This window comes from Streptomyces sp. NPDC057743, from assembly GCF_042798755.1.
GTDB lineage: Bacteria > Actinomycetota > Actinomycetes > Streptomycetales > Streptomycetaceae > Streptomyces.
Genome location: NZ_JBHVJX010000002.1, coordinates 225095 through 237035 on the forward strand (window position 1 = coordinate 225095; position 11941 = coordinate 237035).

14 protein-coding genes are annotated in these 11941 nt (G+C 73.4%); 1 reads left to right on the forward strand and 13 read right to left on the reverse strand.

Annotated elements, in window-relative coordinates; all coding sequences use genetic code 11:
- Positions 1-206: 206 nt before the first annotated feature.
- From ACFVFQ_RS03020 to hisI, 12 genes are all read right to left on the reverse strand, one after another.
- Entirely contained in the window at positions 207-938 is a 732-nt protein-coding gene (locus tag ACFVFQ_RS03020; protein WP_383408037.1) for a VIT1/CCC1 transporter family protein, read from the reverse strand.
- Between the two features lie 353 nt (positions 939-1291).
- Positions 1292-2266, reverse strand: coding sequence for a prolipoprotein diacylglyceryl transferase (lgt, locus tag ACFVFQ_RS03025; RefSeq protein WP_383407610.1), 975 nt, complete (start codon positions 2264-2266; stop codon positions 1292-1294).
- 102 nt (positions 2267-2368) lie between these two features.
- Positions 2369-3181, reverse strand: coding sequence for a DsbA family protein (locus tag ACFVFQ_RS03030; RefSeq protein WP_383407613.1), 813 nt, complete (start codon positions 3179-3181; stop codon positions 2369-2371).
- A 78-nt stretch (positions 3182-3259) separates the two neighbouring features.
- Positions 3260-4093, reverse strand: coding sequence for a tryptophan synthase subunit alpha (trpA, locus tag ACFVFQ_RS03035; protein WP_383407616.1), 834 nt, complete (start codon positions 4091-4093; stop codon positions 3260-3262).
- A complete protein-coding gene (gene trpB / locus ACFVFQ_RS03040; protein ID WP_383407619.1) occupies positions 4093-5343 on the reverse strand; it encodes a tryptophan synthase subunit beta in 1251 nt (416 codons plus the stop codon). The genes trpA and trpB overlap by 1 nt, the downstream gene beginning before the upstream one ends.
- 74 nt (positions 5344-5417) lie before the next feature.
- Entirely contained in the window at positions 5418-5630 is a 213-nt protein-coding gene (gene trpM, locus ACFVFQ_RS03045; RefSeq protein ID WP_383407622.1) for a tryptophan biosynthesis modulator TrpM, read from the reverse strand.
- Between the two features lie 27 nt (positions 5631-5657).
- Positions 5658-6467 carry an indole-3-glycerol phosphate synthase TrpC gene (gene trpC / locus ACFVFQ_RS03050; protein ID WP_383407625.1) on the reverse strand — a complete coding sequence of 270 codons (810 nt, stop codon included), beginning with the start codon at positions 6465-6467 and terminating at the stop codon, positions 5658-5660.
- A gap of 167 nt (positions 6468-6634) precedes the next feature.
- Positions 6635-7066 (reverse strand): DUF2752 domain-containing protein, encoded by a 432-nt coding sequence (locus ACFVFQ_RS03055; protein WP_383407629.1) that lies wholly within the window; start codon positions 7064-7066, stop codon positions 6635-6637.
- A 113-nt stretch (positions 7067-7179) separates the two neighbouring features.
- Entirely contained in the window at positions 7180-7425 is a 246-nt protein-coding gene (locus tag ACFVFQ_RS03060) for an HGxxPAAW family protein (protein ID WP_383408040.1), read from the reverse strand.
- 86 nt (positions 7426-7511) lie between these two features.
- Positions 7512-8165: a TIGR02234 family membrane protein gene (locus ACFVFQ_RS03065; RefSeq protein ID WP_383407632.1), complete on the reverse strand. Its 654-nt coding sequence runs from the start codon at positions 8163-8165 to the stop codon at positions 7512-7514.
- A gap of 55 nt (positions 8166-8220) precedes the next feature.
- On the reverse strand, positions 8221-9765 hold the full coding sequence (locus ACFVFQ_RS03070; RefSeq protein ID WP_383407635.1) for an anthranilate synthase component I: 1545 nt from the start codon (positions 9763-9765) through the stop codon (positions 8221-8223).
- 11 nt (positions 9766-9776) lie between these two features.
- Entirely contained in the window at positions 9777-10157 is a 381-nt protein-coding gene (gene hisI, locus ACFVFQ_RS03075; protein ID WP_383407638.1) for a phosphoribosyl-AMP cyclohydrolase, read from the reverse strand.
- A 214-nt stretch (positions 10158-10371) separates the two neighbouring features.
- Here hisI and ACFVFQ_RS03080 point away from each other — a divergent pair, with 214 nt between their 5' ends.
- Positions 10372-11004: a TIGR03085 family metal-binding protein gene (locus tag ACFVFQ_RS03080; RefSeq protein ID WP_383407641.1), complete on the forward strand. Its 633-nt coding sequence runs from the start codon at positions 10372-10374 to the stop codon at positions 11002-11004.
- Between the two features lie 31 nt (positions 11005-11035).
- On the opposite strand, the gene ACFVFQ_RS03085 is transcribed toward ACFVFQ_RS03080, so the two are convergent.
- Complete coding sequence (locus ACFVFQ_RS03085) at positions 11036-11935, reverse strand: LysR family transcriptional regulator (RefSeq protein ID WP_383407644.1); 900 nt, start codon at positions 11933-11935, stop codon at positions 11036-11038.
- Positions 11936-11941: the final 6 nt, after the last annotated feature.

Consider the following 11941-nt stretch of genomic DNA (forward strand, 5'->3'; position numbering starts at 1 on the left):
CCGAAAAGCGGAAGATGCCTTCCAACATACGGACGCCGCACCGGTGATGAGGCGCGTCTAAGGGGAATGCGGACGGGCACGGGCCGCCCTGAAGCGGTGGCGTTCGGCGAGCGACGTTGCCCGCGACGCCAGGGCCTTATGCCCGGTCGTCAACGAGCCGAAACCGCTGGGTAACGCGGCCATCATGCGGTCACCCGAATGAGACGTCAACCCACTACCGTCCCGAACACCGCCCCCAGGCCGTACGTCACGGCCGCCGCGGCGCCGCCCAGCGCCAGCTGCCGCAGCCCGCTGAACCACCAGGAACGGGCCGTCACGCGCGCCACCACGGCGCCGCAGGCGAAGAGCCCGAGCAGCGCCAGCAGCAGCGAGGGCCAGAGCGCGCCGGCGCCCAGCAGGAAGGGAAGAACAGGGAGGAGCGCGCCCAGCGCAAACGATCCGAAGGAGGAGACGGCGGCGACGGTGGGCGAAGGAAGGTCCGAAGGATCGATGCCCAACTCCTCGCGGGCGTGGATCTCCAGCGCCTGCTCGGGGTCCCGGGAGAGCTGCTCGGCGACCTGCCGGGCGAGCTCCGGCTCCACCCCGCGGGACTCGTAGAGGGCGGCCAGCTCCTCCTGCTCGTCCTTCGGGTGCTTGCGCAACTCGGCCCGCTCGATGTCCAGCTCCGCGACGACCAGTTCACGCTGCGAAGCCACCGAGGTGTACTCCCCCGCGGCCATCGAGAACGCACCGGCCGCCAGCCCCGCGAGCCCGGTGATCACGATCGTCTGCTGCGACACCGCACCGCCGGCCACGCCCGTCATCAGCGCGAGGTTGGACACCAGGCCGTCCATCGCACCGAAGACGGCGGGGCGGAGCCAGCCACCGTTGACGTCGCGGTGGGTGTGGTTGTCGCGGTGCGCCACATGCGTCGCGGCGCCGGCATCCATGATCTCCATGACCGACATATCAGGACCTGCTCCCTGCTCAGCGAGGTGTGGGCCGATGGCGGCGCTTCCCCCTTCAACACCTCGAAGCTATGCGCGAATTGCCCTCCTCCGCTAGCAAGGAAGGCCGAACTTACCGCGCTGACCTGCGGTTTCACCGATCCGGAGAGCTCGTGATACGAGTCACAAAGGGTCACCTGACTCCCCCGAGACGGGCGCCGACCACGGGGCCACGCCGGTGCCGTTGTCGAGGAACTCGCCACCGCGCCGGGCCCGTTGGCGGCCCGCAGACGGCAAAGCGCCGGGCGGTCCCGGTGTGAGCGGGTCCGCCCGGCGCTCCGGTCGGAGGGTGGCCGGTGTCGGCGTCAGGGCTTCGCGCCGCCCGAACTCCCGGCGGCCTTCGGTGCGTCGGCCCCGGCGCCCGGCTCCTTGCCGCCCTTCTCGTCCTTCTCGTCCCTGCCGTCCGTGGCGCTCCCGGCACCCTTGGCACCGTCGGCGTCCTGGGCGCCCTCGCCGAGCTGCCACTCCGGCTCGACGATCTCCTCGCGGCCCGGGGCCTTCTTCGCGGAGACGACCATGTAGACGACGGCCAGGATGAAGACGATCAGCGACGTCCAGTCGTTGAGCCGCAGGCCGAGGATGTGGTGCGCCTCGTCGACGCGCATGTACTCGATCCAGGCGCGGCCCGCGCAGTACGCGGCGACATAGAGCGCGAAGACCCGGCCGTGGCCGAGGCGGAAGCGCTTGTCCGCCCAGATCACCAGCGCCGCGACGCCCAGGCACCACAGCGACTCGTAGAGGAACGTCGGGTGGTAGGTGCCGCCGATCCGGCCGATCGCCGGGTCCGGGTTGATCTTCAGCGCCCACGGCACGTCGGTGGGCTTGCCGTACAGCTCCTGGTTGAACCAGTTGCCCCAGCGGCCGATCGCCTGGCCAATCGCCAGGCCCGGCGCCAGCGCGTCGGCGTAGGCAGGCATCGGGATGCCGCGGCGGCGGCAGCCGATCCAGGCACCGAGCGCGCCCAGCGCCACCGCGCCCCAGATGCCGAGGCCGCCCTGCCAGACCTTGAAGGCGTCGAGCGGGTGGCCGTTCTTGCCGAAGTACGGCTCGTACGTCGTGATGACGTGGTAGAGGCGGCCGCCGACGAGGCCGAAGGGCACCGCCCACACGGCGATGTCGGCGACCGTGCCGGAGCGGCCGCCGCGCTGCACCCAGCGCCGGTTGCCGAGCCAGACGCCGACGAACACGCCGATGATGATGCAGAACGCGTAGCCGCGTAGCGGGATCGGGCCGAGGTGGACGACACCGGTCGACGGGCTGGGAATGAATGCGAGGTCCATGGCAGGACCGACGCTACCGCGCCGGGCCGGGTTGACGACAACCCGCCCGGCTACGGCTGCGTAACGACCCCCGAAGGTGGCCGGCGGTGCCCGCCGGCCGGGTCAGCCCTTGCCGTGCGCCTTCCCCTGGTCGGCCTCCTCGACCATCTTCTTCAGGTCGACGGGGGTGAGCCGGCCGCCCTTGACCTGGGCCAGGTCCTTGCCGTTGAGCAGCACGGTCGGGGTGCCGCGGAAACCGCCGGCGGCGAAGGCGGCGTTGGACTTGCGGACGAAGCCGTCGTAGCGGCCGCTCTTGACGCACGAGGTGAAGGTGTCGTTCACCAAGCCGCCGACCTTCCCGGCGAGTTGGATCAGGTAGTTCTTGTCGCCGAAGCGGTCCTGCTGCTCGGGCGGTTGGTTGGCGTAGAGCACGTCGTGGTATTGGCGGAACTTCCCGGCGTCCTGGGCGCACAGGGCGGCGTTGGCGGCCTTCAGCGAGCCGGTGCCGCCGCCGTTGCCGTCGATGAGGGTGGCGAGGTGGTACTCGGCCTTGAGCTTGCCGGTGTCCTCCAACTCGTGGATCACCGGCCGGAAGCCGGTCTCGAACTGCTGGCAGGCCGGGCAGCGGAAGTCCTCCCAGACGGTGAGGGTGGAGCGGGCACCGGCGGTGCCCACCGGGACGGCGGGCTTGTCGCCGTCGCTGGCCTGTTTGGGGAGGGCGAACTCGTTGTCGGCGACGCTGCCGGTGCCGCCGCCGGAGGACACCCAGACGGCGATCCCGCCGGCCACCGCGAGCGTCACCACCACCGCCCCGGCGACGACCGCCTGGCGGACCCGCCGGGCGCGCGTCTTCTCCTTGGCCCGCTCTGCCTGAAGTCGCTCGCGGGCGCTGCTCGTTGCGTCACGGTTCTGGCCGTCATGGTTCTTCTGGTTCACGCCCGTGGACAACGAAGCGGAGGGGTGCAGCCGCACCCCTCCGCTCCGAGGTTCGCCCGAACGAGCGAGCGTGGTGCGTCAGTTACCGGCCGCGCCGCCCCGGCGCACCCCGGCGCCGAGTTGGCCGGCGAGCTCCCGGACCGCGGCGAGGCCGGCGTCAAGGTCGCCGTCGGCGGCCAGGAGGCACTTGACGAACGCCGAGCCGACGATCACACCGTCGGCGAAGTGGGCCACCTCGGCGGCCTGTTCGGCGTTGGAGACGCCGAGGCCGACGCAGACGGGGAGCCCGCCCGCCGTGGCGCGGGTGCGGGCCACCAGGTCCGCCGCCTCGCGGCCGACGGACTCGCGGGTTCCGGTGACGCCCATCAGGGAGGCGGCGTAGACGAAGCCGCTGCCGGCCGCGGTGATCTTGGCCAGCCGCTCGTCCCGGCTGCTCGGCGCGACCACGAAGACGGTGGCCAGGCCGTGCTGTTCGGCGGCCTTCCGCCAGACCTCGGACTCCTCGACCGGGAGGTCCGGCAGGATGCAGCCGGCCCCGCCGGCCTCGGCGAGATCGGCGGCGAACCGCTCGACGCCGTAGCGGTCGACCGGGTTCCAGTACGTCATGCACAGCACCGGGGCGCCGGTGGCGGCGTGCACCTCGCGGACCGTGCGGAGCACGTCGACGATCCTGACGCCGGCGCGCAGCGCGATGTCGTCGGCGGTCTGGATCACCGGGCCGTCCAACACCGGGTCGCTGTGCGGCAGTCCGACCTCGACGATGTCGCAGCCGCCGTCCAACATCTCGGTCAGCGCCCGGATGCCGCCGTCGACGGTGGGGAAGCCGGCCGGCAGGTAGCCGACCAGGGCCGCCCGGTCCTCCGCCTTGGCCTGCGCCAACACGGAGTTGAGGAGTTCGAGGTTGCCCGCCATCACTTGTCCCCCTCGTCGGTGCGGCTGTCGTCGTAGAGCCCGAAGTAGCGGGCGGCGGTGTCCATGTCCTTGTCGCCGCGGCCGGAGAGGTTCACCAGCAGCAGGCCGTCGGGGCCCAGCTCCCGGCCGACCTCCAGGGCGCCGGCCAGCGCGTGGGCGCTCTCGATGGCCGGGATGATGCCCTCGGTGCGGGACAGCAGCCGCAGGGCCTGCATCGCCTCGTCGTCGGTGACCGCGCGGTACTCGGCGCGGCCGGCGTCCTTGAGGTAGGAGTGCTCGGGCCCGATGCCGGGGTAGTCCAGGCCGGCCGAGATCGAGTACGGCTCGGTGATCTGGCCGTCCTCGTCCTGGAGGACGTAGGAGCGCGAGCCGTGCAGGATGCCGGGGGTGCCCTCGGTGAGGGTGGCGGCGTGCTCGCCGGTCTCGACGCCGTGGCCGCCGGGCTCGCAGCCGATCAGGCGGACATCGGCGTCGGGCAGGAAGGCGTGGAACAGGCCGATGGCGTTGGAGCCGCCGCCGACGCAGGCCAGCGCGGCGTCCGGCAGCCGGCCGGCACGCTCCAGGATCTGCCGCCGGGCCTCGACGCCGATGACCCGGTGGAAGTCGCGGACCAGCGCCGGGAAGGGGTGCGGGCCGGCGACCGTGCCGAAGAGGTAGTGGGTGCGGTCGACGTTGGCGACCCAGTCGCGGAACGCCTCGTTGATGGCGTCCTTCAGGGTGCGGCTGCCGGACGTCACGGAGACGACCTCGGCGCCGAGCATCCGCATCCGGGCCACGTTGAGCGCCTGCCGCTGGGTGTCGACCTCGCCCATGTAGATGGTGCAGTCGAGGCCGAAGAGGGCGCAGGCGGTGGCGGTGGCGACGCCGTGCTGGCCGGCGCCGGTCTCGGCGATGACCCGGGTCTTGCCCATGCGCTTGGTGAGCAGGGCCTGCCCGAGCACGTTGTTGATCTTGTGCGAGCCGGTGTGGTTGAGGTCCTCGCGCTTGAGGAACACCCGGGCGCCGCCGGCGTGTTCGGCGAACCGCGGCACCTCGGTGAGCGCGCTGGGGCGCCCGGTGTAGTTGACCATCAGGTCGTCGAGTTCGGCGGCGAACGCCGGATCGGCCTTGGCCTTCTCGTACTCGGCGGCGACCTCGTCCACCGCGGCGACCAGCGCCTCGGGGATGAACTTGCCGCCGAACGCGCCGAAGTAGCCTTCGGCGCTTGGAACTTGACCCTCGGGGTCGGGAAGGAAGAACTCGCTGGGCATGCGGAAACCTCACGGGTGCGTGTGTGGACACTTGAGCCGTGGGGCGGGGGTCATTGCTTGGCTGCGGCCTCGTGTTACCGGTCGCGCCCACGCGGCGGAGCCGCATGTCGACACAGTCCCGCGCCCCTGAAAGGGCGCCATCGCATCCCGTTGATCTGGCCCGGTTCGGAGCCGATGTGGTACCGGACCCGACGCCCCCGCACCCGCCGCGCGGGGGCCCGGCAGCCACGGTGCCACGAGGGCAGCGCGCTGAGCCGGGCCTGGGGGCGGCGGGGGACGGCGGTCATGTCGGGGTGCCTGTCGTGGTGGGGCGGTCAGTCCCGGCCGTGCCGAATCGCCGGGTGCGAGCCGGCCGCGACCAGGTCGGCGACGGCGGCCTTGGGGTCCTTGCCGGTGACCAGCGACTCGCCCACCAGGACGGCGTCGGCACCGTCGTTGGCGTAGGCGATCAGGTCGTGCGGGCCGCGCACGCCGGACTCGGCGACCTTGACGATGTGGTCGGGGATCTCGGGGGCGACGCGGGTGAAGGTGCCGCGGTCGACCTCCAGGGTCTTGAGGTTGCGGGCGTTGACCCCGATGATCCGGGCGCCGGCGGCCACCGCGCGGGCGACCTCGTCCTCGTCGTGCGCCTCGACCAGCGGCGTCAGCCCAATCGACTCGGCCCGCTCGATCAGCGAGACCAGCGCCTCCTGCTCCAGCGCGGCCACGATCAGCAGCGCGAGGTCGGCGCCGTAGGCCCGAGCCTCCCAGAGCTGGTAGGCGGTGACGATGAAGTCCTTGCGCAGGACCGGGATGTCGACCTTGGCGCGGACCGCCTCCAGGTCGGCGAGCGAGCCGCCGAACCGGCGCTGCTCGGTGAGGACGGAGATGACCGCGGCGCCGCCGGCCTCGTAGTCGGCGGCCAGGCCCGCGGGGTCGGCGATCGCGGCCAGCGCGCCCTTGGAGGGGCTGGAGCGCTTGACCTCGCAGATCACCCGCACGCCCTCGCCCTTCAGGGCGGCGGCACCGTCCTTGGCCGGGCGCGCCTTGCGGGCCCGCTCCTTGAGCTCGTCGAGGCTGACGCGCGCCTGTCGCTCGGCGAGGTCGGCGCGGACTCCGTCGATGATCTCATCGAGCACGCTCACGCGAGCGGCCTCCTTCTTGGACGGTGGAGGTGGACAGCGCCCGGGTACCGCACCTGCTGTTCCCGGACCGCTTCTTTCGATGGTATCCGCCGCGAGGTGCAGGTCTCACATCCGGTTGACCGCGGTCCCACAACCTGGACATCCCGGGGAGCGGCGAGGGGTGCGGATCAGGGGCGCAGCACGGCGGCGACGGGGAGGTTGCGGACGAGGGTGAAGACCAGCAGCAGCCCGGCCAGCGCCCACCAGTGGACCGGCCGGGGGCGGGGTCCTGCGGTGGGCAGCCCGCGCGCCGCGCGGGTCAGCCAGCCGAGCCAGAAGAGCGCGAACGCGGCGTAGCCGGCCACCGCGGGGGCGTTGGCGCTCAGCGCGGCGGTGAGGTCGCCGTGCGCGAGGGCGTGGGCGCTGCGCAGTCCGCCGCAGGCCGGGCAGAGCAGGCCGGTGAGGTGGCGCAGCGGGCAGATGGGGTAGTGGCCCGGCTCGTTGGGGTCGACGGCGCCTACGTAGGCGAAGGCGGCGACGGCCGCCGCCAGGGTGCCGACCGGTGCCGCGAGGCGGCGCAGCGGGCCGGCGGGCCGCGCCGGGACCAGGGGATCACTCACGGTGCCGATGGTGCTACCGGACGCGGGAAGGCGCAGCTTCGTCGCCGCCGTACGGGACGCGGGCCGTACGGGGCGCGAAGCGGCGCCTTCGGGGACTGCTCGTCGAGCGGGGCTCAGCCTTCCTGCGGCTGGGCCTTGGCCTGCGCGACGGGCTGGCCGGAGCGCTTGGGCGCCTGGCCGAGGCCGGCCGCGCGCATCACACCACCCACGACGGCACCGGCGGCGATCAGCGCCATGCCCGCCCAGAAACCGGGCACGTTGGCCACCACAATGAAGGCACCGGCCACGCAGAAGCCGATGAACGCGATGATGACGCCGGTCCAGGCGGCGGGGGTGTGTCCGTGGCCACTGCTCGACATGGAGTGCTCCTCGTTACTGAAGTCGCGCCGGGGTGCGGGCGCAGGAATGTCGTCGTCCATTGTCACCGATGCCGGGCGGAACCCTTTTACCGGGTGGGGTCCTCGCCGCGGTCCAGGGACTTCCAGATCTCCTCGGGGCGGTCCAGGTCCGGGGCGGCCGGGGCGCGCCGCGGGCCGCGGGCGCCGCCGGGGGTGCGCTCGTAGCGGCCGGACATCCCCGGCCAGGAGCGGCCGAAGACCAGGGCCAGCACGCCGGCGAGGAACAGCAGCAGACCGCCGGCGGCGGCCACCCAGGGCCAGCCGGTGTGGCTGACGTGGTGCACGTCGGCGCCGGCCAGCCCGACCGCGTCGGCGGCCTTCGCGCGCAGCGCGGAGGTGTCGGCGTTGCCGAGCGCGGCGGCGACGGCGACGCCCAGCCCGCTGAGGGCGAGCAGCGCGGCGACCACGATCCGGCCGACCCGGCGGACCGCGAAGACGGCGACCAGGGCGGCCAGTCCGACCACCGCCAGCGCGCCGGGCACCCCGGTCACGTCGGCGCCGGTCACGGTGCGCGGCAGCTCGCCCTGGGCCAGCACCGCGGTGCCGCGCGCCCAGATGCGGCCGGAGGCCAGCAGGGCCAGGCTCGCGCCGGCGGCGCCGAGCAGCAGCGCCAGGGCGAGGGACCGCTTGGCGCTGCGCGCGGGCCGGGCCGGCGGCGCGGCCGGCTCGGTGTCGGTACGGGGCTGGGGTACGGCACTCACGCACACCACTATCGCCCACCGGCCCCCGCGGGCCGGTGGGCGGGGGTGCGCCCGGTCATTTGCCCAGGTGGTTGGCGGTGTGCACGGCGCGGAGGACGGCGGCGGCCTTGTTGCGGCACTCGGTGTCCTCGGCGACCGGGTCGGAGTCGGCGACGATGCCGGCGCCGGCTTGGACGTAGGCGGTGCCGTTCCGCAGCAGGGCGGTGCGGATGGCGATGGCGGTGTCGGAGTCGCCGGCGAAGTCCAGGTAGCCCACGCAGCCGCCGTACAGGCCGCGCCGGGTCGGCTCCAGCTCCTCGATGATCTGCAGGGCGCGCGGCTTGGGGGCGCCGGAGAGGGTGCCGGCGGGGAAGCAGGCGGTGAGCACGTCGAAGGCGGTGCGGCCCTTGGCGACCGTCCCGGTCACCGTCGAGACGATGTGCATGACGTGGCTGTAGCGCTCGACGGACATGAAGTCGACGACCTCGACGCTGCCCGGCTCGCAGACCCGGCCCAGGTCGTTGCGGCCCAGGTCGACCAGCATCAGGTGCTCGGCGCGCTCCTTGGGATCGGCCATCAACTCGTCGGCGAGCGCCTGGTCTTCCTGGACGGTCGCGCCGCGCGGGCGGGTGCCGGCGATCGGATGCACCATGGCGCGGCCGCCCTCGACCTTGACCAGCGCCTCGGGGCTGGAGCCGACCACGTCGAAGGAGCCGCCGTCCGGGCCGTTGCCGTCCTCGAAGCGGAAGAGGTACATGTACGGGCTGGGGTTGGTCGCCCGCAGCGCCCGGTAGACGTCCAACGCGCTTGCCGTGCAGGGGGTTTCGAACCGCTGCGAGGGCACCACCTGGAACGCCTCGCCGGCCCGGATGCGCTCCTTGATGTCCTCGACGGCGGCCATGAAGGACTCGGCGCCCCACTCGCCGGTGTACGGGGGCACGGCGGACGGCGGGAGCGCGGCGGCGCTGGCGGGGGCGGGGCGGGCGAGGTCGTCGGCCATGGTGTCCAGGCGGGCCACCGCGTCCGCGTACGCCTCGTCGACGCCGGTCTCCAGGTCGTTGTGGTTGATCGCGTTGGCGATCAAGAGGACCGTGCCGCTCCAGTGGTCCAGGACCGCGAGATCGGAGGTGAGCAGCATGGTCAGCTCGGGCAGGCCGAGGTCGTCGGCGGTGTGCTCGCCGACCTTCTCCAGCCGGCGCACGATGTCGTAGCCGAGGTAGCCGACCATGCCGCCGGTGAACGGGGGCAGGCCCGCGCCCTCGATGAGGTCGTGCGGGGTGTGCAGGGTCTCGACGGTGGCGCGCAGGGCGGCGAGCGGGTCGCCGTCGGTGGGGACGCCGACCGGCGGGGTGCCGAGCCAGTGCGCCTGCCCGTCGCGGGCGGTGAGGGTCGCGGCGCTGCGGACGCCGATGAAGGAGTACCGCGACCACGTGCGGCCGTTCTCGGCGGATTCCAGCAGGAAGGTGCCGGGGCGCTCGCCGGCCAGCTTGCGGTAGAGCCCGACCGGGGTGTCGCCGTCCGCGAGGAGGCGCCGGGTGACGGGGATGACCCGCCGGTCCTTGGCGAGCGTGCGGAAGGTGTCGAGGTCCGGTGTGGCGGTGCCCGTGGTTCCCGTGGTCATGGCAGCGGAGCCTACTGGTCGGTGGCCGGCCCGTTCGCCAATACGTCCGCATCGAAACAGGTGCGGGCGCCGGTGTGGCAGGCGGCGCCGACCTGGTCGACCTTGACCAGGACGGTGTCGGCGTCGCAGTCCAGGGCGACGGACTTGACGTGTTGGACGTGGCCGGAAGTATCGCCCTTGACCCAGTACTCCCGGCGGCTGCGGGACCAGTAGGTGCAGCGGCCGGTGGTGAGGGTGCGGTGCAGCGCCTCGTCGTCCATCCAGCCGAGCATCAGCACCTCGCCGGTGTCGTACTGCTGGGCGATGGCCGGGAACAGCCCGTCGGCGTCGCGCTTGAGGCGGGCGGCGACTTCGGGGGCGAGCGAGGATGCGGTGACACGGCTGGTGGTCATGGGTCCATTGTGCCGTGCGGCATCCTGCTGGAATGGATCAGCAGCCGCCACCGGACCGGGTGGCCAGGGTCGCGGTGCGGGTGATGGTGGTGGTGTTCGTGGCGGCGCTGGTGGCCGCGGTGGTGGTGGCCGTGGTGGTGCTGCGGGATTGAGCGGCGCCGGCCGGGGACGGTGCGCCGTGGCAGGGCGCGCGGGACGGCCGTAGGCTGACCGCATGTCGACCCATGCGAAGCGTGAACGGCTCCTTCTGGCCGACCTGTTGGAGAGCGCGGGGCCCGAGGCGCCCACGCTGTGCGAGGACTGGACGACGCGGGATCTGGCCGCGCACGTGGTGGTCCGCGAGCGGCGGGCCGATGCGTCCGCCGGGATCCTGGTCAAGCCGCTGGCGGCCCGGTTGGAACGGGTGCAGGCGGAGTTCGCGGCGAAGCCGTACGAGGAGCTGATCCAGCTCATCAGGACGGGGCCGCCGAAGATGTCGCCGTTCGCGCTGAAGCAGGTCGACGAGGCGTCCAACACCGTGGAGTTCTACGTCCACGCCGAGGACGTGCGGCGGGCCCAGCCGGACTGGACGCCGCGCGAGCTGGACCCGGTGTTCGCGGACGCGCTGTGGGCGCGGCTGGAGCGGGCGGCCCGGGTGCTGGGCCGGAAGGCGCCGGTCGGGCTGGTGCTGCGGCGGCCGGACGGGCAGACCGCGGTGGCGCACCGGGGCGCCCCGGTGGTGACGGTCACCGGTGAGCCGGGCGAGCTGACGATGTTCGCCTTCGGTCGGCAGGACGCCGCGAAGGTGGAGTGGGACGGCGACGAGGACGCGATCGCGAAGCTGCGGGCGGCGAAGCTGGGGGTGTGAGCCGGGGCGTCTCCCCCACCCCCGGTGTCGGTCAGCGGGGCCCTTCGGCCAGCTGCGCGCGCAGGATGCGTTCCAGTTCGCGGGCGGCGCGGGAGGGGGAGACGTCGCCGCGGTGCGCCACCGAGACCACCCGGTGCATGACGGGGGTGGCGAACGGGGTGATCCGCAGGCCGGAGCGCTCGGCGACCATGCTGGGGACGACGGCGACGCCGAGGCCGGCGCGGACGAAGCCGAGGACCGCGTCCATCTCGCCGCCCTCGACGGTGAAGGTCGGCTCGAAGCCGGCCGCGCGGCACGCGGCGGTGGTGAACTCCCGCAGGTCGTAGCCGCGGCGGAACATCGCCAGCGGGCGGCCGCGGAGGTCCTCGACGCGGATCCGGGTGCGCCGTCCGGTCACCGGTGCCGGGCGGTCGGGGGCGGAGACCACCACCAGTTCCTCGCGCAGCAGCTCGGCGGTGGCCAGCGCCGGGGCCTGGCCGGGCAGCGGCGTGATGATCAGCGCCAGGTCGAGGGCGCCGTCGGCCAGGGCCCGGACGAGGTCCTGGGAGCCGTCCTCGGTGACGAGCAACTCGACGCCCGGGTAGGCGGCGTGGAAGGCGCTGAGCACGTCGGGGACGAGGCTGGCGCAGAGGCTGGGCGGGGCGCCGAGCCGGAGCCGGCCGCGGCGGAGTTGGGCGACCTCCTGGACCTCGCGGCGGGCGGTCTCGGTGTCGGCGAGGATCCGGCGGGCCAGCGGCAGCAGGGTCTCGCCGGCGTCGGTGAGGGCGATGTGGCCGCGGGCGCGGTGGAAGAGCTCGGCGCCCAACTCCCGTTCCAGCGCCCGGATCTGCTGGGAGAGCGAGGGCTGGGCGACGTGTTCGCGCTCGGCGGCGCGGGTGAAGTGACGGGTTTCGGCCACGGCCGTGAAGTAGCGGAGCTGCTGTAGCTGCATGGGGCG